We start from the raw sequence: 21,850 nt of genomic DNA, 5'->3' as shown, positions 1-21,850 counted from the left end.
CATGGCGGCTGCTCGCCGCCATCTGGGGCGCTTCTTTTCTCTTTCTGCGCATCGCCGTGCCCGAGTTCGGGCCGCTGCCGCTCATCGCGCTGCGCGTGGGCATTGCCTCGCTTGTGCTGCTGCCGGTGCTGCGAACCGCCGCGGCGCGCGCCCAGTTTCGCCACAAACTCTGGCCGCTGCTGGTCGTCGGGGTGACCAACTCCGCGTTGCCGTTCACCTTGTTCGCCGTGGGCGCGCTGCACTTGGGCGCGGGCTTCGAGGCTATACTGAATGCCACCACCCCGCTGTGGGCGGCGGTGCTGGGGGCGACGCTGTTCGGCGCGCCGATCGGCCGGGCGCAGATCGTGGGACTGGGCGTCGGCCTGCTCGGCGTGGTCGTGCTGGTGGGCGATCAGCCCGGCCTCTCGCAGGGCGCTGCGCCCTGGGCGGTGGCTGCGGTGTTGCTGGCGCCTGTGTCCTATGGCTTTGCCGTGCATTACGCCCGCCGCCATCTGGCCGGGGTCGATCCGGCGCTCACCGCGTTCGGCAGCCAGCTCACGGCCACGGTGCTGCTCGCTCTGCCCGCTGCATTCACCTGGCCTGCGCACGCGGTGCAGGGCGACATCTGGGCCGCCGTGGTGGCGCTGGGCGTGCTGTGCACCGGGCTGGCTTATGTGGTGTATTTCCGCCTCGTGGCGCAGGTCGGCGCGGCCTACGCTGCCTCGGTCACTTTTCTCATTCCGGCTTTCGGCATGCTCTGGGGCGCGCTGTTTCTGCAGGAAGCCGTCACCGGCGCCATGCTGGCGGGCTGCGCGATCATCCTGGCGGGCACCGCGCTGGCGAGCGGACAGTGGAAGCGGCTGGTGGGCCTGCGGGCGTAGGCCGTCCATCCCCGGCGGTTTGAGGCCGTGCAGGCGCTTTGAACGGCGGCCTGTGCGGGCGACCTTCAGCTTCGCTTCAGGAACTCCGATCGCTGGAAAAGAACGAAAAAATCGCCGCGGCGGCATCCATGCGCTGCGGCGTTGGGTTCAGTTTGAGAAAGGAGTTCGATTATGAAGATTCAATCCAAAATCCTGGTTGCAGCGCTGGCGATGACCCTGCCCGCGCTGGCCTTGGCGGCGCAGCCGCTTGCGGTGCGTTACGACGGGCATGACATGCCCATGCACCAGACGGTAGAGGTCATGCACACGGCCGCAGGCCCGGTGCAGGTCAAGACCTGGACTTGGCAAAGCCCGCAGGGCCATGCGCGGGTGGTGATTGAGCAAAGCTCGGGCGCGGCCGCCCCCGCCTGGGCGCTGCGGCAGATGCACACGCAGTTTGCGCCGATGCAGCGGCTGATCGAGCGGGTGGACGCGCAGATGAATGCGCAGATGAGCGCGGTGTTCGGGCCGACGTCCACCCTGCGTGTGCTGTTGCCGCAGTCGCCGTGGCCGATGCCGCCGGTGCTGCCCACGATGGTGCTGTTGACGCCGCTGCAAACCCCGCAAGCGCAACCGCCACAGCAGCACCCGGCGGCTCCGGCCGCGCATCCGGCGCAGCGCTGGCAGGCGTAAAACCCCCGCGCGGCAGCGCCACTTGCAGCGGGCCACTTGCCAGCGTCATGACAGCATGAAATACTGTTCTTAAAAACAGTATTCCGGCGCGCCGTGCAAGCGGCGCGGGTTGCCATGACACTGCGTTGCCTGCTGGTCGATTTCAATTCCTACTTCGCCTCGGTGGAGCAGCAGCTTTGCCCTGAGTTGCGCGGGCGGCCGGTGGGCGTGGTGCCGATGCTGGCCGACACGACCTGCTGCATCGCTGCCAGCTACGAGGCCAAGGCGTTTGGTGTGAAGACGGGCACGCAGGTGGCCGAGGCGCGCCGGTTGTGTCCGGGCATCGTGTTCGTGGTGGCGCGGCATGCCGAGTATGTGCAGATTCACCACCGCGCTGTGGCGGTGGTGGACACCATCGCGCCGGTGGAGCAGGTGCTGTCCATCGATGAGATGGCCTGCAGCCTGCCCATGGGCTGGACCAGCCGCGAGCGCGCCACGCAACTGGCGCTGCGCCTCAAGACCGCGCTGCGCGAGGCCTTGGGCGAGTGCCTGCGTGTCTCGGTGGGCATCGCCCCCAATGTGTTTCTCGCCAAGCAGGCGTCCAATCTGCAAAAGCCCGACGGTCTGGTGGTGATCGACGCGGGCGATCTGCCCGGCCCGCTGCTGCGCATGCAGCTCACCGATCTCACTGGCATCAATGTGCGCATGCTCGCGCGGCTGCAGGCGCAGGGCATCCACAGCGTGGAGCAGCTCTGGCGGGCGCGGCGCGAGCAACTGCACGTGGTGTGGGGCGGCATGGCGGGCGAGGCGTTTTACGACCGGCTGCACGGGCTGGCGTCTGGTGTGCAGGCCGCCAACCCGCGGCGTTCGCTCGGCCATTCGCATGTGCTGCCGCCGGAGATGCGCAGCGCCGAGGGCGCGCTGGCCGTGCTCGACCGCCTCACGCAAAAAGCCGCGATGCGCCTGCGCCGCGAGCACCTGCTGGCCGGCGCCATGACCGTGATGCTCAAGCTCACCTGTCGGCACGGCGAGCGTCTGCGTCCCGAGCGCGGCGCCCGCTTCGCGCCGACGGCCGACACCCGCGCCCTGCTGCACACCCTGCGCGAGTTGTGGCCCGGCATGGTGCCTGCGGGCTGGGCGCCGATGAAAGTGGCTATGCTGCTGCACGATCTGCGCCAGCCCGGGCAGACCAGCGCCAGCCTGTTTGAGGGCGATGTGCCCGGCTCTGATGCGGAGCAGGCCGCGCTGTGGAGCGCGGTCGATGCCCTCAACGTGCGCTACGGCCGCCACACCATCTATTGCGGCAGCGGCCACCAGGGGCGGGAGGAAGCCCCCATGCGCATCGCGTTCAACCACATCCCCGATCTCGAAACGGAGGGGTAAATCGTGATCAGACCGCTTGCTGAACCTCTTTCGCCGGATGGCCCAGCAGGTTGACATGGGATTTCAGAAATTCGAGAAAAGTCGCGGCCACCACGGAGACGCGCTTTTCTTTCGATCTGACCAGGTACCAAGAGCGTCGAATAGGAAAACCTTCAACGTCGAGGACGCAAACCTGATGGTTCAAATGATCCTCGCCGATCGTACTGTCCGAGAGGATGGCAAGGCCAAGGCCGCCGGCCACCGCTTGTTTGATGGCCTCGTTGCTCCCCAATTCCATGCGAATGTTCGGGCGCACGCCATGCCCTTCGAAGAGTCGCTCCATCGTCAAACGCGTTCCAGAGCCCCGCTCTCGAACGAGAAAGTGCTCTTGTGCCAGTTCGGCAAAACGAACGGTACGCCCCAACGTCGTCAGCCGGTGTGACGAGGGCGCCAAGACGACGAGCGAGTTTTCGAGAAAAGGCTCGCACTCGATGTTCATTCCATCGGGCGGGACGCCCATGACGTAAATGTCGTCTTGGTTGCGTGCAAGGCGCTCAAGCAGACGATCTCGGTTGATCACTTCCAGCGCAATGTCGATGCCGGGATATTGCGCGCAGAAGGGGCCGAGCAAGCGGGGCATGAAGTATTTGGTCGTGGTGACCGAAGCGATTCGGAGTCGACCTTTTTTCACCCCCTTCATGTCGGCAATGGTTTGCTCAAACCGGCCCCACGTTTCCAGCCAGTCGCCACAGGTGGCGTAGAGGTGCTCTCCGGCCTCGGTGAGAAAGACTTTCTTGCCGATTTGCTCCAGCAGGGCAAGACCAATTTCATCGCTGAGCAAACGAATCTGCTTCGAGACCGTGGGTTGTGTCACATGAAGTTCTTCAGCGGCCCTCGAAAAGCTCCGCAGCCGTGCGACGGCCTCGAAGGTGCGTAACTGCCTCAAGCTGACATGCATTATGTCCGATCCTTTATTTATAGCTTTTTGTCTATGGTTTTTATTCTAATTATTCATTATTAATTTTGTCAGGTACTCCATAGACTGAGTTCCGCTGCACCACTGATCTGCCGGAACAACCTCTAGGAGATATGCCATGTCGCCCTCATGGAATTCGCTCGGTCCACTGCTCGCCCTGTGCGTGCCCCTTGCCTTATTGGTCGTCGGCTGCGTTCCGACTGCGTGGGCCAACGCACGGCCTCGATTGATTGCACGGTTGAATGAAGCCATGGCCTGGCTGGCCTTCGTGCTGGCTATCACTGCTGGATTGCTCGGCACGCTGCAGGGCTCCACGCACACTTTCACCGTGGCATCCGCTGCGCTCCCTGCGGAACTGGGGCATCTGACCCTCTCGATTTATCTGAACGCGCTGACGATCATGATGCTGCTGCTGGTGTCCTTTGTGGGCGTGATCGTATCGCGTTATTCCAAAAACTATCTTGCGGGCGACGCGCAACAGGGCCGGTTTCATAAGTGGCTCGCTTTGACCCTGGCCAGCATTCTCAGCTTGATCGTGTCGGGCAATCTTTTGATGTTCGCCTTGGCATGGATCGCCACCAGTCTGAGCTTGCATCAGCTTTTGATGTTTTACAGAAAGCGGCCGATTGCCGTGCTGTCTGCACACAAAAAATTCGTCGCCAGCCGCATCAGTGATGCCAGCCTTCTGCTCGCTATCGTTTTGATTGGCTCGACACTCCACACGCTGGAGTTCGAGCGCCTGTTTCAACTGATGGCGGCGCTCAGAGGCGAGATGCCGATGAAACTGCAGATCGCGAGTTACCTCATTGTTTTGAGCGCGGCATTGAAATCGGCGCAGTTTCCTCTGCATGGCTGGCTGCTGCAGGTCATGGAAGCACCGACACCGGTGTCGGCTCTTCTCCATGCGGGCATCGTGAATGCCGGAGCTTTTTTGGTGATTCGCATGAGCCCCATCCTGTCGCATTCCACAGGGGCGCTCGTCACGCTGACCCTCATCGGGCTGGTCACCCTGGTGCTTGCTTCCCTGGTGATGTTGACGCAAACCAGCGTCAAGGTCTCTCTTGCCTGGTCAACCACTGCACAGATGGGATTCATGCTGCTCGAATGCGGCCTCGGGCTGTATAGCCTCGCCATGCTGCATCTCGTTGCACACTCGCTTTATAAAGCCCATGCTTTTCTGGCATCGGGCAGTGCAGTCGATGCCTTTCGGGCGCCCGCCCTGCAAGCGTCCCCCAAAGGCTTTGATCTTGTGCGGCTGATTGCCGCCCTCGCGCTCGGCGTGACCGCGTCACTCGGTATCGGCTCGCTATTGGGTGTCTATTGGCACGGGCAGGACACCTTGCTTGTTGTGGGCGTCATTCTGGCGGTGTCCATGAGTCAACTCGTGTTGCAGGCAGCCACGGCGCTGGGGCTGGTGCCTGCCTTGGTCATGGCGGGGGGGATGAGCGCGCTTCTATGCACGACCTACTTTGTGTTGCACGCATTGTTCGATCGCTTGCTGCTGAACAGTGTTTTGCCGGTGTCGGGGCTTGCTCACACGGCTTACAGCGTGCTCGTGCCCGTCGTGAGCGTGACGTTCGTCGCGCTGTTGATGATGCAGCAATTCCTGCAGGCGAGTGCTTCTCCGGCGCGTTTCAGGCTGTATGTGCACCTCTACAACGGGCTGTATGTTGATGTCTATGTCACCCGTCTGCTGCAAAAGTTGTGGCCTGTTCCCCAAACCAATGACATTCAACTTCAAGGAGCTTGAGATGAACCTCGCCGACATGCCCACGCTGATGGAGCCAACCTTGTCGATTGATCCTCAGATCGACGCCGCCTGCGGCCGAATCGCGCCGCTCTGGCCGCTGAAGAATTTTGTGGCCGTCAATCCATTTTTTGGGCTGCGTGATCACGACTTTCAGAGCGCCTCTGATCTACTGGCTCGTGTCATGGGCACGAGCCTCTACATGCCGCGCACCTATTTCCAGGAGCAGGTGGCTCAAGGCCGGATCAGCAGCAAGGACATTCGCCAAGCGATCAGGCTCTGCGGCAGCACGCTCAGCCTGGAGGACGTTCAGGAAGCTCTGGCCACAGACCGCCCTCAGCCCCGCATGGGCATGGCGACCGTGAGTGATCTGCTCGACAAAGTCGAGGGAGGTCTGTGGACGCGATTTGTCGTTGAACGCATCAGCATGCACTGCGCCGCGTACTTCGACATCGGCCAGGCCGTCATTCCCATGCCTTATCGTCACCAATCGTTGTTTGCCGCCTGGCGGGAGACCGCCACCATTGACCAGAGCCCGGCGTTGATGGGGTTGCGTGGCCTGCGCGCTGCCATCGCCGAGGTTCCGCATGCCCCACGGGATGCGATTGCATGGGCCGTCGAGAAGCTCGACATTCCTGCAGAGGCCACCGAGCGCTATCTTCACGCCGCTTTGCTGAGCGTGGGGGGATGGGCCGCCTGGACGCGATACCTGAAATGGCAAGCGGAACTCTCAGGCCAGACCGATGCGTCGATCGTCGATCTTCTGGCGATTCGTCTGGTCTGGGATGTCTTGCTGTTTCAGGAGAAGGGCAGTGCTGCACTTCAGGCCCGCTGGCGGGAGATGCTCGCAGCCAGCATGCGTGCGCCATCGGCCAAACGCCGTGCGGCTGCGGAGGTCGACAGAATCTTGCTCAGTGCCATGGAAATCGGGTTTCAGAACTCGGTGCTCGCAGCGCTGAAAGAAGCGCAGCGTCCGCAGCCGCTGCCGACGCGCCCCGCTGTGCAGGCTGCTTTTTGTATTGATGTCCGCTCAGAGATATTCCGCCGCTCGCTGGAAATCGTGGCGCCCTCGATACAGACCATCGGCTTTGCCGGGTTCTTCGGGATTTTCATTGAGGTCGTTCCGCTGGGCGCCGATTGCGGGCACTCTCACGTACCGATTCTGTTCACCCCCAGCTATTGTTTGCAAGAGCAGGGTGGAGACGAAACGGATCAACTGCGTCAACAGCGCCGAGCTCGGTTGAAATGGGCGAAGGTGTGGAAGGGTTTCAAATTTTCGGCGTCCTCCTGTTTTTCTTTTGTGGAGTCTGCCGGGCTGACCTACGCGCCCAAACTTCTGTCGGACAGCATGGGCTGGTCTCGACCCGTTCCTGACCCCAAAACTCAGGGCATCGGCCGGAAAAGGGCGCTGGCTCTTTCGCCGAGTTTGTTGCCCAAGACAAGTGATGCGTGCTGCTCGCATCACGGCGCAACAGGAATTCCGCAGGACCAACGGATTGAGAACGCGGAAAGAATCTTGCGCGCCATGGGCCTGACCGGGCCATTTGCGCGCCTTGTCTTGCTCGTTGGGCATGGCAGCAGTTCTGTGAACAATCCGCATGCCACGAGTCTGGACTGCGGCGCGTGTGCCGGACAAACAGGCGAGGCGAGTGCGAAAGTGGTTGCAGCGCTATTCAACGACAAGCAGGTTCGGGTGGAACTGGCACGCCGTGGCATTCTCATTCCAGAAGACACCTGGTTCCTGGCGGCCTTGCATGACACGACGACCGACATCGTGCAGGTGTTCGATGCGCATGCCGTACCGCATGACCTGGCGCCTGATCTCGCCAACCTTGAACGCGCACTCGAACAGGCTGGCGACTTGACCCGCATGCAGCGTGCTGCGTCGATGGGCATCGATGCAATGACAGATCGCGATGTCGCCCAGCATGTGCAGGCGCGCAGCCGGGATTGGTCGCAAGTGCGCCCTGAATGGGCGCTGGCCAATAACGCCGCCTTCATTGCCGCCCCCAGGTTCCGTACACGTGGCGCCGACCTTGGCGGGCGCGCCTTTTTGCATGACTATGTTTGGAAAAACGATGCCGACTTCAAGGTGCTCGAGCTCATCATGACCGCCCCGATGGTCGTCGCCAACTGGATCAACATGCAGTATTACGGCTCGGTTGTCGACAATTCACGCTTCGGAAGCGGCAACAAGGTGCTTCACAACGTGGTGGGTGGCGCCATCGGCGTTCTGGAAGGCAATGGAGGTGATCTGCGAGTGGGCCTGCCCCTGCAGTCTTTACATGACGGTAGCCGTTGGATGCATGAGCCTTTGCGGCTCAGTGTCTATCTGGAGGCGCCTGCTGAAGCGATCGACAACATCATTGCTCGCCATGAAATGATCCGTCAATTGGTGGACAACAAATGGCTTCACATTTTTCGCATTGACGAGAACGCAGAGGTGATCCGGCGTTTGGTAACGGAGGACGGATACTGCTGGCAACCAGTCAGCCTTGAAAGCGAAAAATCGATGACGGCACAGAGTTCATTCCAGACGGCGCTACGCCCCTGAGTGCGCCCGACATCACACTGTGTTCACGAGACACGCAGGAGAACCCAATGCCCACAAGAATTCTGCTCGTCCGTCATGGCGAGACCCGCCTGACGCTGGAAGACCGCTTTGCCGGATCGAACGATATATCGTTGTCGAACGAGGGCCGAGAGCAGGCTGCGAGCCTGGGAATCAGGTTGTCCAGCGTGTCCATCGCTGCGGTCTATGCCAGCCCGATGGCGCGAACCCTGGAAACCGCCCGGATCATCGCAGGCCCGCACAATCTGCCTGTGCAAATCGTTGATGCGCTGCGCGAGATCGACTACGGCAACTGGGAAGGCCTGACCCGGGACGAAGTCACCTGCCGATTTCCGCAGGCCTACAGCCTGTGGGAGGAAGACCCGCTACTGGTGGCGCCCGAAGGCGGGGAGTCGGGACTGAGCGTCATCCACCGGGCGTTGCCGATCATGCGCGAGATCATCGAGCGGCACCGGCATCAGACCGTGCTGGTCGTCTCGCACAAAGGCACCAATCGCCTGCTTGTCAGCAGCCTGCTGGGCCTGGATGCGCGCGGCTACCGCGAGCGCCTCGATCAAAGCCCCGCGGCGCTGACCATTCTCGATTTCATGAACGAGGTTCGCCCGCGCCTCAAGCTGTTCAACGACGTATCGCATTACCAGTCATATCCCGAGCGCGAGATTGCCGAACGCACCTCGAAATGGTGGCGTCCGACGGTGGAGGGTTGAGGGTGTTGCGGCCGGGGCCGCGTACAGGCGCTCCTTCGGCGTTCAATGTTTCTGCGCTTCGGGCAAAGTCGTGAAGTGCTCGACCACCGGGGGCTGCGCGAAGTAGGGGCCGACAATCGCCCGCCACTGCGAGAATGCCTCGGACTGGCGAAACCCCACGGTGTGGTCTTCCAGGGTGGCCCAGCGAATCATCAGCAGATAGCGTTCGGGCGTTTCAATGCCTTTGCGGATCTCGTAGCCTTCGAATCCCTTGGCGTGCGAGATGACGGTGTTCACGCCATGGACGATGGCGGCTTCGAATTCGGCCTGACTGCCGGGCCGGATCTGAATATCAGCGAGTTCATGAATCATGTTGGGAAGTCTCCAGAGTTGGGTTCAACGTTCCTGATCGGTGGGGCGCATCAGGATTTCATTGATGTTCACATGCGCGGGCTGGCCGGCACAGAACACAATGGCGCGGGCGATGTCTGCGCTTTGCAACTGGCGCATGCTGTCGGCCCAGTTGTTGAGCGCCGTCTGCGTGGGCGCGTGGGCGATATGGTCGCGCAGCTCGGTCTGCGCCACGCCTGGTTCGATCACGGTGACGCGGATATTGTCTTTGTAGGCCTCGCGCCGCAGCGATTCGCTAAAACCCACCACGCCCCATTTCGAGGCCGAATAGCCCCCGCCGTTGGGGTTGGCTTGCCGCCCGGCGGTGGAGGCCATGTTGAAAATGTGTCCGTCCTTCCTGGCGCGCATACCGGGCAGGGCGGCTTGGCAACTGGCCATGAGCGCGAGCAGGTTCAGCTGGATCATGTGCTGCCAGCGTGCCATGTCCGCACTGTCGATGGGCTCCAGATACATGACCCCGGCGTTGTTGACCAGGATGTCGAGGCGGCCGAAATGCGCTTCGGTATCTTGCACGATGGCTTGCGCGGCTTTGACTTCGGCCAGGTCGGCAGGAAGAACCAGCACCTCGGCGCCCAGTGCGCGCAGGCGCGCGGCCAGAGCGTCCAGCCGGTCGCCGCGGCGTGCGCTCAGGGCCAGGCGCGCGCCAGCCTGGGCGAACAGTTCGGCGGTCGCTTCGCCGAAGCCGGAGGAGGCGCCGGTGATGAGGACGACGCGATCTTTGAGCGATGCAGGAGCGAGATTCAGGGACATGTTTTTTCTCCTTGGGCAAAGCCAAAGACTGTACGCGCGTGGCGTGTTTTGTGCAGGCGCGCGAACGGCGAAACTCCGGCGCCCGATGTCGTCCTACGCCGCGCCATCCGGCATGGTCTTGGGCGCTTCGCTGCTGCCTTCCGCAGCCGTGGTCAGGTGTAGCTGGGCGTCGCCCTGGAGAATGTCTTCCAGCTCGGCGCGGGCGTTTTTCGACAGGGCGATGAGCGCGGCCCTGTCGTGAAACACGGCCTGCTGACGGTCGAGCACTCGCAGGTCGTGGGCGGTGAACAGCGCGACCACCCGGTCGGCATCCACCTCGGGCTGCACGGTCTGCAGTGCCCGCCGTCCCAGCTCCACGCTCGTGCCCCAGGTTTCGCGCAGCACGTCTTTCACGCCAAGCTCGCGCAGGCGCATGAGATGGGTGCGGTTGCGCGCCCGCGCCAGCAGCGGCACGTCGGGGAAGTGGGTACGCAGCAGCTCGGCGATCTTCAGGCTAGCCTCGACGTCATCGACGGCGAGGACGAACAGCCGGGCGTCCTGCACATGGGCGGCGCGCAGCAGCGACAGGCGGGTGGCGTCGCCGTAGTAGATCTTGTTGCCGAACTGGCGCACGAAATCCACCTGTTCGGCGCTGGCGTCCAGCGCGGTGAAGGCCACGCCTTGCGCGTTGAGCAGCCGGCCGACGATCTGGCCGACGCGCCCGTAGCCCGCGATGACGACGGGCTGGCCGGGTTCGTCGATAGTGCTGAAGGGCGGCGCCTGACGGTTGCGCGCCCACGGCTGGATCAGCCGGTCGTTGAGGATGAGCAGAAACGGCGCCAGGGCCATGGAGACGGCCACCGCCACGGTCAGCAGCTCGGCAGTGGGGCCGTCGAGCAGACCGCCACTGCGCGCGCTGGTGAACAGCACGAAGGCGAATTCGCCGCCGCAGGCCAGCAAAATGGCCAAGGGACGGCTGAGCGCATCGTCGCCGCCGATGAGCCGCCTCCCCGCATAGAGCGTGAGCGCCTTGAGCAGCAGAATGCCTGCCCCCAGGCCGAGCACCTGCAAGGGCTCGGCCATCACCAGCGGAAGCGCAATGCCCATGCCCACCGCGATGAAAAACAGGCCGAGCAGCAGGCTCTCGAAGGGCTCGATGGCCGCCTCCAACTCATGGCGGAATTCCGAATCGGCCAGCAGCACCCCGGCGAGAAACGCGCCCAGCGAGGCCGACAGCCCCACGCTGCTCAGCCCCACGCCGATGCCCACGGCGCCGAGCAGCGCGGCGGCGGCGAACAGTTCGCGGTTGCCGCCACCGAACCGCGCCACATAGCGGAACATGGTGGCCAGCACCGGCCGCCCGGCCAGGGCCACGATCAGCAAAGCCGCCAGGGCGGGCCAACCCGGCGCCTGCCCGCCGGCACCGGTAAGGGCGAGCAGCGCCAGAATGGGAATGACGCTCACGTCCTGGAACAGCAGGATGGCGAAGGTCTCACGGCCGAAGCGCGTGGTCAGCTCCCGGCGCTCGGCCAGCAGCGGCAGGATGTAGGCGGTGGACGACATCGCCAGCGCCACGCCCACCAGCGCCGCGCCCGTCCACCCCAGGCCCAGCGCCGCGGCGATGGCGGCAACCGGCAGCGCCACCCCGGCCATTTGCAGCGCGCCCAGGCCGAACACCTGCCGCCGCAGCGCCCACAGGCGGCTGGGCTGCAGTTCGAGACCAATGAGGAACATCAGCAGCGTGACGCCCAGCTCGGCGGTGTGCAGCACCGACTCCGGCCGGCTCACCACGCCCAGACCGTAAGGCCCGACGGCGATGCCCGCCACGAGATAGCCGAGCACCGAGCCCAAGCCGAAGCGTTTGAACAGTGGAACCAGCAGGACGCTGGCGGCCAGCAGGGTGAGCAGGGCGGTGGCGGACATGGGGCGATGGTACGAACAGCCGCCGTCTGCCGCTGCCGCCCGCGCGCCTATCGCGCTCCGGCCGTAGCCGCTGGCAATGGGCCGATGGCCGGCGTGTCGCCCACGCCCCAGCCGCCGCCCAGCGCTTGAATCAGGGCCACGCTGGCGGCGTAGCGGCGGTTCAGCAGGGTGAGCTGCGCATTGCGCGCGCCGGTGGCTGTGGTCTGCGCGGTGATCACGTTGAGGTAGGGCGCGGTGCCCGCCTTGTACTGGTTTTCGGCCAGACGCAGCGAGACCTCGGCGGCCTGCACCACCTCGGCCTGTTGCTGCGCCTCTTGCGCCAGGATGCGCTGTGCGGCGAGGTTGTCTTCCACCTGTTGCAGCGCGGTCAGCACGCTCTGGCGGTAGTTGGCGACCGTCTGGCGGTAGGCCGCCTGGCTGCTTTGCACCTGCGCGCGGCGCAGTCCGCCGTCGAACAATGTGGCCGCGAGTTGCGGGCCGATAGACCAGAACAGCGAGGGCGCGGAAAACAGCTCGGCAATACGCGCGGCCTGGCTGCCGCCTTGCGCCGAGAGCGTGAGGTTGGGGAACCAGGCGGTCTGCGCCACGCCGATCTGCGCGTTGGCCGCTTGCACCTGGGCTTGGGCCGCGGCCAGATCGGGGCGGCGCTGCAGCAACTGCGCGGGGATGCCCGCAGGAATTGCAGGCACTTCGGGCAGGGTGTCGCTTGCCGACAGGGAGAACTCCGCCGGGGGCTTGCCCACCAGCACAGCGATGGCGTTCTGCAACTGCACGCGGGTCACGCCCAGATCGGTCAGGCTGGTCTGCGCCTGCAATAACTGGGTGCGCGCCGAGGCCACGTCGGCGGCGGTGCCCACCCCGGCCTTGTAGCGGTTGTCGGTGATCTGCAGAGCGCGCTGGTAGGCGGCCACGGTGTTTTGGGCCAGCACGATCTGCGCGTCCACGGTGCGTAGTTGCAAATAGCTGGTAGCCAGAGTCGATTGCAGGCTGAGCTGGGTGTTGGCCAGGGTGGCGGCGCTGGCGGCAGCGGTGGCCTGCCCGGCTTGCACCTGCAGCCGCACTTTGCCCCACAGGTCGGGCTCCCAGCTGGCGCCGAGCGAGGCGCTCAGGCTATTGCCCACGGCGCCGTTGCCCGCGGTTCTGGCGCGGTTGGCCGAAGCCCCGGCAGTGACTGCAGGGTAGTAGGCGGCCTGGGCTTGTGCCACCGCAGCTTGCGCCTGTTCGTAAGCGGCGAGCTGGGCGGCGAGGCTCTGGTTGTGCTGCGCCACCTGGGTTTCAAGGCCGGCGAGCACTGGGTCGTCGAACACGCTCCACCACGCGCCGCGCGGCGCCGCGGCCATCGCCTGCGCGGGTTCCCAGCCACTCTGGGCTTGGGCATAGCTGGCAGGCAGGGCGATTTTCACCGGGGCTTCAGGCGGCGTGGCGGCGCAGGCAGCCAGTATCAAGACCAAGGGGACGGCGAGCGACAGGCGGGGCGGGACGATGGTTTTCATGAGGTTCAGGCCGTGGAATCGAGAGCCGCCGGGCGGTCGCTGCGGCCGAATTTGCGCAGCGTCCAGCGGCGCAGGCGGTCGAGTTCGAGGTAGATCACCGGGGTGGTGTAGAGGGTGAGCGCCTGGCTGACGATCAGTCCCCCGGCGATGGAGATGCCCAGCGGCTGGCGCAACTCGGCGCCGTTGCCGGTGATGAAGGCCAGCGGCAAAGCCGTGCCCAGCGCGGCCAGCGTGGTCATGAGGATGGGGCGCAGCCGCAGCGTGGCGGCCTGATAGATGGCGTCGCGCGGGCTGGCGCCATGTTCGCGTTCTGCGGTGAGGGCGAAATCGACCATGAGAATGGCGTTTTTTTTCACGATGCCGATCAGCAGGAACACGCCGATGAGCGCAATGATGGAAAACTCGGTGTGCGTGAGCTGCAGGGCCAGCAGCGCGCCCAGCCCGGCCGGGGGCAGGGTGGACAGAATGGTGAGTGGGTGCAGGGTGCTTTCATACAACATGCCCAGCACGATGTAGATGGCGAAGATCGCCGCCATGATGAACAGCGGCTCGTTTTTCAGCGTGTCCGAGAACAGTTGCGCCGTGCCCTGGAAACCGCCGTGAATCTCGGACGGCAGGCCGATGGCGGCGGTGGCGTCGTCGATCTTGGTCTGGATGCTGCCGAGCGACACGCCCTTGTCGAGGTTGAACGAAATGGTGGACGAGACGAACAGCCCCTGATGATTGACCGCCAGCGGGGTGTTGGTCAGTTCCTGATGCGCTAGCGCCGAGAGCGGCACGCGCTGGCTGCTGCTGCCCACCAGAAAAACATCGTTCAGCGCCTGGGCGTTGTTCTGATATTGCTGCGCGGCTTCCATCACCACGCGGTACTGGTTGAGCGGCTTGTAGATGGTGGACACCAGGCGCTGACCGAAGGCGTCGTTGAGGGTCTGATCGATGGTGGACACGGCAATGCCATAGCGCGCCGCGGCCGCGCGGTCGATCACCAGAGAGAGCTGCAGGCCGTTGGCCTGCTGGTCGCTGTTGACGTCGTTCAGGCCCGGAATGCGCTTGAACGCGGCCAGCACCTTCGGCTCCCATTCGCGCAGGGTGTTCAGGTCGGAGGCTTGAAGGGTGTACTCATACAGCGCCGCCGAAGGCCGCCCGCCGGCGCGGATGTCTTGCACCGGAAACATGAAGGTCTGCGTCCCGGGCACGCGCGACAACGCCCGGCGCAGCTCGACGATGATGCTCTGCACGCCTTTGCGCTGATCGATCGGCTTGAGCTGCATGAACATGAAAGCGCTGTTGGTCGTTCCGCCGCCGGTGAACGCCACCACGTTTTCCATACCCGGGTTCTTGCGCACGATGGCAACGATCTGCTGCAACTTTTTGCTCATGTCCTGGAACGAGATCGACTGATCGGCCTGCACCGAGCCGATCAGCAGCCCGGTGTCCTGCGTGGGGAAAAAGCCTTTGGGCACGATCTTGAACAGATACACCGTCAAACCGATGGTGGAGAAAAACAGCACCAGCATCAGCACCGGATGCAGCAGCGCCCGGCGCAGGCTGCGGGCGTAGCCGTGATGGACATGATTCCAGCCCCGTTCCAGCCAGGAGCTTGGTTTGGGCGCGCCGTGAGCCGTGCGCGCTTGCGGCCGCAGCCAGCGCGAGGCCAGCATGGGCGTGACGGTGAGCGACACCAGCAGCGAGATGCCGATGGCCACCGACAGCGTGACGGCGAACTCGTGAAACAGCCGCCCGACGATGCCGCCCATGAACAGCACCGGGATGAACACCGCCACCAGCGAAATGCTCATCGACAGCACGGTGAAGCCCACTTCCCGCGCGCCCTTGAAGGCGGCAGCCAGCGGCGACAAGCCTTCCTCCACATGGCGCATGATGTTTTCGAGCACCACGATGGCGTCGTCCACCACAAAGCCGGTGGCCACGATCAGCGCCATCAGCGAGAGGTTGTCGAGCGAATAGTCGAGCAGCCACATGGCGGCGAAAGTGCCCACCAGCGACAGCGGCACCGCGATGGCCGGAATGAGCGTGGCGCGCCAGTCGCGCAGGAACAGCCAGACCACGGCAATCACCAGCAGCACCGCGAGGATGAGGGTTTTTTCCACCTCGTCCAGTGACGCGCGGATGGTGGTGGTGCGGTCGGACATGAGGGTGATGTCGATGGCTGCCGGGATCGAGGCTTTGAGCTGCGGCAGCGCCGCCTTCACCCCTTCGACCGCATCGATGATGTTCGCCCCCGGCTGTCGGTAAATGATGAGCTGCACCGAGGGCTGGCCGTTGGCCAGGCCCATATTGCGGTCGTTCTGCAGACCTTCATACACCTGCGCAATCTGGTCGAGGCGGATCGGCGCGCCGTTGCGGTAGCCCACCACGATGTGCTGGTACTGCTGCGGTGTGGAGAGCTGGTCATTCGCGCCCACCTGCCAGCGATGCGTGGCACTGTCGATGGCGCCCTTGGGCGTATCCACATTGGCGCTGGCGATGGCCTGGCGCACCTGCTCCAGCCCCAACCCCATGCCGTTGACGCGGGGCAGGTCGAGCTCCACCCGCACCGCAGGCAGCGCCGCGCCGCCCACGGTGACCGAGCCGATGCCCGCGATCTGCGAAATTTTCTGCGCCAGAATGGTGGAGCCGGCATCGAACATCTGCCCGCGCGACAGGCTCTTGGAGGTGAGCGACAGAATCATGATCGGCGCGTCCGCCGGGTTCATCTTCTTGTAAGTCGGCCGCCCGGTCAGGCCGGAAGGCAACAGCGGAATGGCCGCATTGATCGCCGCCTGCACTTCGCGTGCGGCATCGTTGATGTTTTTCGACAGACTGAACTGCAGAATGACGCGGGTCGAACCCAGCGAACTGCTGGAGGTCATCTGCGAAATGCCGGCAATCGTGCCCAGGCTGCGCTCCAGCGGCGTGGCCACCGTGGCGGCCATGACCTCCGGGCTGGCCCCGGCCATGCTGGCGTTGACCACGATGGTGGGGAAATCCACCTGCGGCAGCGGCGACACCGGCAGCAGCCGGAAGGCGATCAGCCCGGCGAGCAACACCGCCAGCGCCAGCAGACTGGTGGCGATGGGGCGGCGGATGAACAGGGCGGACGGGTTCACTTCAGCCCTTCCCCCTCCCTCCCCACGCGTGGGGAGGGAGGGACTTCACCTCCCCCACTTGTGGGGGAGGTTGGGAGGGGGTGTCGCCGCCACGTCCCTATCCGACTGCTCAGCCGGTCGAACGCCAGATAGATCACCGGCGTGGTGAATAGCGTGAGCACCTGCGACACCAGCAGGCCGCCGACGATGGCGATGCCCAGCGGCTGGCGCAGCTCCGAGCCCATGCCTGTGCCCAGCGCCAGCGGCACCGCGCCGAACAGCGCGGCAAAGGTGGTCATCAGAATGGGCCGCAGCCGCAGGTGCGCCGCCTGCAGCATGGCCTCATCGGGCGGCAGGCCCTGGTTGCGCTGCGCGTCCAGCGCGAAGTCCACCATCAGAATGGCGTTTTTCTGCACGATGCCGATGAGCAGAATGATGCCGATGATGGCGATCACCGTGAGGTCATGCCCGGTGGCCATCAACGCCAGCAGCGCGCCGATGCCGGCCGAGGGCAGGGTGGACAGAATGGTGATCGGGTGGATGTAGCTCTCATACAGCACGCCCAGCACGATATACATGGTGGCCACCGCGGCGAGTAGCAGCCAGAGCTGGTTGGACAGCGCAGACTGAAAGGCGCTGGCCGAGCCCTGGAAGGCGATGGTCACCGAGGCGGGCAGTGCAGCCTGCTTGGCCGCCTGTTTGATCGCGTCCACTGCTTCGCCCAGCGACACGCCGGGCGCGAGCTGGAAGGAAATGAGCGCTGCCGGAAACTGGCCCAGATGGTCGATGGCCAGCGGCGTGGCGCGCGGCTCGATGGTGGCGATGGTGGACAGCGGCACCGCCTGCCCGTTGCTTCCGGTGAGATACACGCTGTTGAACGCGGCCAGCCCCTGGTCGGGCTGTTTTTCCACGCCGAGCACCACGCGGTACTGCGCCGATTGGGTGAAGATGGTCGAGACCAGCCGCTGGCCGAAGGCGTTGTACAGCGCGCTGTCGATCGCGCTCATGGTGATGCCCAGGCGCGAGGCCGCGCTGCGGTCCACGTCCACATAAGCCTGCAAGCCCTGGTCTTGCAGATCGCTGGTCACGCCGGAGAGTTGCGGCAGCGCCTTGAGCCGGTCCATCAGCGCGGTGTTGGCGCTAGAGAGCTGCGCGGCGCTGGTGGCTGACAGGCTGAACTGATAGGGGTAGCGGCTGGCGATGTCGTTGATGGTCAGGTCTTGCACCGGCTGCAGGTAGGTTGCTATGCCTTCGACCTTGGCGGCGCGCGCGTCGAACCGGCTGATGAGGGCCTGCACCCGCGGGCGTTGTTCCAGCGGCTTGAGGTAGATGAGCAGCCGCCCGGTGTTCATGGTGGTGTTCACCCCGTCGATGCCGACCACCGACGACACCGACTCCACCGCCGGATCTTTGAGCAGCGCATCGACCAGCGCCTGCTGGCGCGCGTTCATCGACTGGAACGACACGTCCTGTGGCGCCACGGTGGTGGCCTGGATCATGCCGGTGTCCTGCACCGGGAAGAAGCCTTTGGGAATGAGCACGTACAGCACCACCGTGAGCACCAGCGTGCCCGCCGCGAACAGCAGCACCAGCGGCTGATGCCGCAGCACCCAGCGCAGCGCGCGGGTGTAGCGGGCCGAAAGCCGGTCGAAAAACGCGCCGGTGGAACGGAACAAATGACTCTGTTTTTCCTCCGGCGTATGCCGCAGCAGGCGGGCCGACAGCATGGGCGTGAAGGTCAGCGACACGATGGCCGAAATGACAATGGCCACCGCCAGGGTGATGGCGAATTCGCGGAACAGCCGCCCCACCACATCGCCCATGAACAGCAGCGGAATGAGCACGGCGATGAGCGAGAAGGTGAGGGTGATGATGGTGAAGCCGATCTGCCCCGCGCCCTTGAGCGCGGCGGCGAGCGGCCGCTCGCCGGCTTCGATGTAGCGCGAGATGTTTTCGATCATCACGATGGCGTCGTCCACCACGAAGCCGGTGGCGATGGTCAGCGCCATGAGGGTGAGGGTGTTGATCGAAAAACCGAACAGATACATCGCGCCGAAAGTGCCCACCAGCGCCAGCGGCACCGCGGTAGCCGGAATGAAAGTGGCGCGCACGCTGCGCAGGAACACGAAGATCACCAGCACCACCAGCAGCACGGCCAGCAGCAGCTCGAACTGCACGTCGGCAATGGCCGCGCGGATGGTCACGGTGCGGTCGGACAGCACCGTGAGCTGCGCGGCGGCGGGCAGTTGCGTCTGCAGGCTGGGCAGCAGCTTGTGAATCGCATCGACCACGGCGATGACATTGGCGCCCGGCTGGCGCTGCACGTTGATCACAATGCCGGGCTTGCCGTTGACCAGCGCGGCCTGCCAGGCGTTTTCGGCGCCCGTGCTGATGGTGGCCACGTCGCCCAGCCGCACCGGCGCGCCGCCGGAGTAGGCGATGATCATGTCGCGGTATTGCTGCGGCGACTGCAACTGATCGTTGGCGTCGATGCTGAAGGATTGCTGGCTGCCGCTGATGCTGCCCTTAGGGCTGTTGACGTTCGCCCCGGCAATCGCGGTGCGAATGCTGTCGAGCGTCAGCCCCAGCGCGGCCAGCGCCGGGCCGTTGACCGTCACGCGAATGGCGGGTTTATGTCCGCCCGAGAGCGTGACCAGGCCCACGCCCGACACTTGCGAGAGCTTCTGGCTCAGGCGCGTATCGGCCAGGTCGTACAGGGTGGTGAGCGGCAGCGTGGCCGAGGTCAGGCCGAGGGTGATGACGGGGGCGTCGGCCGGGTTGACCTTGGCGTAGATCGGTGGCTGCGGCAGGTCGGAAGGCAGCAGATTGCTCGCGCCGTTGATGGCGGCCTGCACTTCCTGCTCGGCTACGGAAAGCGACAGCGACAGATCGAAGCGCAGGGTGATGACCGACGCACCGCCGGAACTCACCGACCACATCTGCGCCAACCCCGGCATCTGGCCGAACTGCTGTTCCAGCGGGCCGGTGACCGAAGAGGCCATCACGTCCGGGCTGGCGCCGGGGTAGAGCGTGGTGACCTGGATGGTGGGGTAATCGACTTCGGGCAGCGCGGCCTGCGGCAGCAGCTTATAGCCCACGAACCCGGCTACCAGCACCGCAATCATCAGCAGCGTGGTGGCGATGGGGCGCAGGATGAACAGCCGTGAGGGGCTCGGCCGGTCTTCGAGCGGCTCCCCCTCCCAACCTCCCGCACGAGTGGGGGATGAGAGGTTGGCGCTGAGGGCTGGGGAGGGGAGGCTTTGTCGTCGTGTGGCGCACTCATGCTCAGCGTGCTCCGCTGGCGGCGGGCTTGGCGTGGGCGTCAGGCCGGGCACGCTCCTTCCCGGCGCCGCCTGCGGACTGCACCACGGCCTGCACCACTTTCACCTCGCGGCCGTCGCGCAGGCGGTCGAGGCCGTCGGTGACGACGCGCTCGCCCGGCTTCAGGCCGCTGACGATCTGCGTGAGGTTGTCAAACGCCACCCCGGTTTTCACTACCCGCATCTTCACCTTGTTGTCCGGCCCGATGACATACACATAAGTGCCGGGCGCGCCAACCGCCACGGCGGTGGTGGGCACGACGATCGCGTCAGGGATGGTGCGCACCAGCAGCCGCACGTTGACAAACTGGTTGGGGAACAGGGTCAGCTTCGGGTTGGCGAACTCGGCGCGCAAATTGAGGGTGCCCGTCGTGTTGTTGATCTGGTTGTCGGCCGCGACCAGCTTGCCGGTTTCGAGCAACTGGGTGTTGCGGGCATCCCAGGATTGGGTTTGCAACTGCTTGCCCGCCATGAGCTGGCTTACCACCTCGCCGATCTGCTGCTGCGGCAGAGCGAAGGTCACGTCCACCGGCTGCACCTGCGCGATGGTGGCAACCGGTGAGGCCGAATTGGTGCTGCTGCTGGTGTTGCTGCCCACGGCGCCCGAAGTCGTCACCATATTGCCGGCGTCCACCGGGCGCAGGCCGGTGAGGCCGCTGACCGGGGCGGTGATGCGCGTCCAGCTCAGTTGCAGTTTGGCGTTGTCGAGCGCGGCCTTGTTGGCGTCGAGCGTGGCCTTGAGCTGGGCCACGGTGGCGCGCTGATCGCTGACCTGTTGCGCCGAAATCGAATCTTGCTTGAGCAGGGTTTCATAGCGCAGCAAATCGCTTTGCGCACCGGCGAGCTGCGCTTGCGTCTGCTCCAGTTGCGCCTGCGCCTGCTCCACCGCGATGCGGAAGGGCCGCGGGTCGATCTGCGCGAGCAACTGTCCGGCCTTGACCGTCTGCCCCTGCTTGTAGTCCACGCTCTGCAGCAGTCCGGCCACCCGCGGCATCACGTTCACATAGCTGCGCGGCGTAACCGTGCCCAACGCGGTGAGCCAGACCGGCACGTCCTGCGTTTTGGCGACCGATGCCGTGACCGGCTGCGGCGGCATCTGCCCTTTTTCCATTCCGCCCGGGCCGCGCATCTGCGCCTGCGCCGGGTGCTCGCTGCCCAGCAGGGCCAGACCGCCCGCGGCGAGCAGGGCCACGCCCAGCCCGCCCCAAAGCCAGCGGCGGGCGGTCACGGGACGGCGATGTTGTTCAGGGGAGGGAGGGGTCGCAGTCATGGGCGGGGTGTCACGGTGGGAAAACAGATCGGTTGGCAGTCTTCACATCCTGCCAGCGCGACGTGAAAGTCGTGTGCAGGCAGTGTGAAGAAGTATGTCGCTTTGAGTCTGCCGCTGGGGCGTCAAGCCTTGGGCTGACGCTGATGATTCCAGTACACCTCGGTGCTGGCGGCGTCGCCCGCGCGGTTGAGCGTGCGCGCCAACACGAACAGCAGATCGGACAGGCGGTTGAGGTACTGCAGCAGCTCGGCGCGCAGCAGCGTGGGCGCCTGCTCCCCGCCGGCCTGCGCCACTTCGCAGGACACCGCCACCACCGACCGCTCGGCACGGCGCGCCACGGTGCGGCACACATGCGCCTGCGAGGCCGTTTGCGTGCCGCCGGGCAGAATGAACTCGGCCAGCGGCGGCAGCTTGGCGTTGTAGTCTTTCAGCGCGTCATCGAGCGCGGCCACCTGCTTGGGTTTGAGCAGCGTCATGCCGGGCACCGATAGCTCGCCGCCGAGATCGAACAGATCGTGCTGCACCTGCGAGAGCAAGGCGTCGATGGCCGGCGGCAGCCCCATGCTGCGCAACAGCCCGAGGTGCGAATTCAGCTCGTCCACCTCGCCCAGCGCCTGAATGCGCGCGGCCGATTTCAGACAGCGCGAGCCGTCCCCCAGCCCGGTGGTGCCCGCGTCGCCGGTGCGGGTGGATATGGCGGTGAGGCGGTGGCCCATGGAGACTTGCCCTTTTCGGATGGATAGACGAAATCCGAAAGAGCA

Annotated in this window: 15 protein-coding genes; 6 read left to right on the top strand and 9 right to left on the bottom strand. The window is 64.8% G+C overall.

Features of this window, described 5'->3' with window-relative positions:
• Positions 1 to 8 precede the first annotated feature (8 nt).
• From B7X30_RS04405 to B7X30_RS04395, 3 genes are all read left to right on the top strand, one after another.
• The gene (locus B7X30_RS04405; protein WP_286729405.1) at positions 9 to 860 is read left to right on the top strand and encodes a DMT family transporter; all 852 of its coding nucleotides are present in this window, start codon (positions 9 to 11) and stop codon (positions 858 to 860) included.
• A gap of 171 nt (positions 861 to 1,031) precedes the next feature.
• Complete coding sequence (locus tag B7X30_RS04400) at positions 1,032 to 1,532, top strand: hypothetical protein (RefSeq protein WP_286729285.1); 501 nt, start codon at positions 1,032 to 1,034, stop codon at positions 1,530 to 1,532.
• Positions 1,533 to 1,646: 114 nt separating this feature from the next.
• A complete protein-coding gene (locus tag B7X30_RS04395) occupies positions 1,647 to 2,894 on the top strand; it encodes a Y-family DNA polymerase (RefSeq protein WP_286729283.1) in 1,248 nt (415 codons plus the stop codon).
• A 7-nt stretch (positions 2,895 to 2,901) separates the two neighbouring features.
• Here the strand turns inward: B7X30_RS04395 and B7X30_RS04390 are convergent, their stop codons facing one another.
• Positions 2,902 to 3,831 carry a LysR family transcriptional regulator gene (locus B7X30_RS04390; RefSeq protein ID WP_286729281.1) on the bottom strand — a complete coding sequence of 310 codons (930 nt, stop codon included), beginning with the start codon at positions 3,829 to 3,831 and terminating at the stop codon, positions 2,902 to 2,904.
• Between the two features lie 136 nt (positions 3,832 to 3,967).
• On the opposite strand from B7X30_RS04390, the gene B7X30_RS04385 reads away from it, so the two are divergent.
• From B7X30_RS04385 to B7X30_RS04375, 3 genes are read left to right on the top strand one after another with little or no spacing between them, the layout of a single operon-like run.
• Positions 3,968 to 5,599: an NADH-quinone oxidoreductase subunit L gene (locus B7X30_RS04385; protein WP_286729279.1), complete on the top strand. Its 1,632-nt coding sequence runs from the start codon at positions 3,968 to 3,970 to the stop codon at positions 5,597 to 5,599.
• 1 nt (position 5,600) lies between these two features.
• Positions 5,601 to 8,150: a YbcC family protein gene (locus tag B7X30_RS04380; protein ID WP_286729277.1), complete on the top strand. Its 2,550-nt coding sequence runs from the start codon at positions 5,601 to 5,603 to the stop codon at positions 8,148 to 8,150.
• A 47-nt stretch (positions 8,151 to 8,197) separates the two neighbouring features.
• On the top strand, positions 8,198 to 8,875 hold the full coding sequence (locus tag B7X30_RS04375) for a histidine phosphatase family protein (protein WP_013122367.1): 678 nt from the start codon (positions 8,198 to 8,200) through the stop codon (positions 8,873 to 8,875).
• A gap of 42 nt (positions 8,876 to 8,917) precedes the next feature.
• Here B7X30_RS04375 and B7X30_RS04370 read toward each other — a convergent pair whose 3' ends face one another.
• The 8 genes from B7X30_RS04370 to B7X30_RS04335 all read right to left on the bottom strand — a co-directional run bounded on the left by B7X30_RS04370 (position 8,918) and on the right by B7X30_RS04335 (position 21,805).
• On the bottom strand, positions 8,918 to 9,226 hold the full coding sequence (locus B7X30_RS04370; protein ID WP_286729274.1) for an antibiotic biosynthesis monooxygenase family protein: 309 nt from the start codon (positions 9,224 to 9,226) through the stop codon (positions 8,918 to 8,920).
• A 24-nt stretch (positions 9,227 to 9,250) separates the two neighbouring features.
• Positions 9,251 to 10,015, bottom strand: a complete 765-nt coding sequence (locus B7X30_RS04365; RefSeq protein WP_286729271.1) for an SDR family oxidoreductase — start codon at positions 10,013 to 10,015, stop codon at positions 9,251 to 9,253.
• Between the two features lie 93 nt (positions 10,016 to 10,108).
• Positions 10,109 to 11,917, bottom strand: a complete 1,809-nt coding sequence (locus B7X30_RS04360; RefSeq protein ID WP_286729269.1) for a cation:proton antiporter domain-containing protein — start codon at positions 11,915 to 11,917, stop codon at positions 10,109 to 10,111.
• A 47-nt stretch (positions 11,918 to 11,964) separates the two neighbouring features.
• On the bottom strand, positions 11,965 to 13,410 hold the full coding sequence (locus tag B7X30_RS04355) for an efflux transporter outer membrane subunit (RefSeq protein ID WP_286729267.1): 1,446 nt from the start codon (positions 13,408 to 13,410) through the stop codon (positions 11,965 to 11,967).
• A gap of 5 nt (positions 13,411 to 13,415) precedes the next feature.
• Positions 13,416 to 16,520 carry an efflux RND transporter permease subunit gene (locus B7X30_RS04350; protein ID WP_286729266.1) on the bottom strand — a complete coding sequence of 1,035 codons (3,105 nt, stop codon included), beginning with the start codon at positions 16,518 to 16,520 and terminating at the stop codon, positions 13,416 to 13,418.
• Complete coding sequence (locus B7X30_RS04345) at positions 16,517 to 19,624, bottom strand: multidrug efflux RND transporter permease subunit (protein WP_286729402.1); 3,108 nt, start codon at positions 19,622 to 19,624, stop codon at positions 16,517 to 16,519. Before B7X30_RS04345 ends, B7X30_RS04350 begins: the two co-directional genes overlap by 4 nt.
• 160 nt (positions 19,625 to 19,784) lie before the next feature.
• Positions 19,785 to 21,089, bottom strand: a complete 1,305-nt coding sequence (locus tag B7X30_RS04340) for an efflux RND transporter periplasmic adaptor subunit (protein WP_286729264.1) — start codon at positions 21,087 to 21,089, stop codon at positions 19,785 to 19,787.
• Between the two features lie 122 nt (positions 21,090 to 21,211).
• Positions 21,212 to 21,805, bottom strand: a complete 594-nt coding sequence (locus B7X30_RS04335; RefSeq protein WP_286729262.1) for a cob(I)yrinic acid a,c-diamide adenosyltransferase — start codon at positions 21,803 to 21,805, stop codon at positions 21,212 to 21,214.
• Positions 21,806 to 21,850 lie beyond the last annotated feature (45 nt).

It is taken from the genome of Thiomonas sp. 13-64-67, from assembly GCF_002282795.1.
GTDB classification, from domain to species: domain Bacteria; phylum Pseudomonadota; class Gammaproteobacteria; order Burkholderiales; family Burkholderiaceae_C; genus Thiomonas; species Thiomonas arsenitoxydans.
This window is presented reverse-complemented; position numbering and strand designations above follow the sequence as displayed.

Coding starts and splice junctions, on each gene's coding strand:
- B7X30_RS04340 (WP_286729264.1), bottom strand. CDS start 21,089: ATGACTGCGACCCCTCCCTCCCCTGAACAACATCGCCGTCCCGTGACC.
- B7X30_RS04355 (WP_286729267.1), bottom strand. CDS start 13,410: ATGAAAACCATCGTCCCGCCCCGCCTGTCGCTCGCCGTCCCCTTGGTC.
- B7X30_RS04395 (WP_286729283.1), top strand. CDS start 1,647: ATGACACTGCGTTGCCTGCTGGTCGATTTCAATTCCTACTTCGCCTCG.
- B7X30_RS04370 (WP_286729274.1), bottom strand. CDS start 9,226: ATGATTCATGAACTCGCTGATATTCAGATCCGGCCCGGCAGTCAGGCC.
- B7X30_RS04335 (WP_286729262.1), bottom strand. CDS start 21,805: ATGGGCCACCGCCTCACCGCCATATCCACCCGCACCGGCGACGCGGGC.
- B7X30_RS04390 (WP_286729281.1), bottom strand. CDS start 3,831: ATGCATGTCAGCTTGAGGCAGTTACGCACCTTCGAGGCCGTCGCACGG.
- B7X30_RS04365 (WP_286729271.1), bottom strand. CDS start 10,015: ATGTCCCTGAATCTCGCTCCTGCATCGCTCAAAGATCGCGTCGTCCTC.
- B7X30_RS04360 (WP_286729269.1), bottom strand. CDS start 11,917: ATGTCCGCCACCGCCCTGCTCACCCTGCTGGCCGCCAGCGTCCTGCTG.
- B7X30_RS04385 (WP_286729279.1), top strand. CDS start 3,968: ATGTCGCCCTCATGGAATTCGCTCGGTCCACTGCTCGCCCTGTGCGTG.
- B7X30_RS04400 (WP_286729285.1), top strand. CDS start 1,032: ATGAAGATTCAATCCAAAATCCTGGTTGCAGCGCTGGCGATGACCCTG.
- B7X30_RS04380 (WP_286729277.1), top strand. CDS start 5,601: ATGAACCTCGCCGACATGCCCACGCTGATGGAGCCAACCTTGTCGATT.
- B7X30_RS04375 (WP_013122367.1), top strand. CDS start 8,198: ATGCCCACAAGAATTCTGCTCGTCCGTCATGGCGAGACCCGCCTGACG.
- B7X30_RS04345 (WP_286729402.1), bottom strand. CDS start 19,624: ATGATTGCGGTGCTGGTAGCCGGGTTCGTGGGCTATAAGCTGCTGCCG.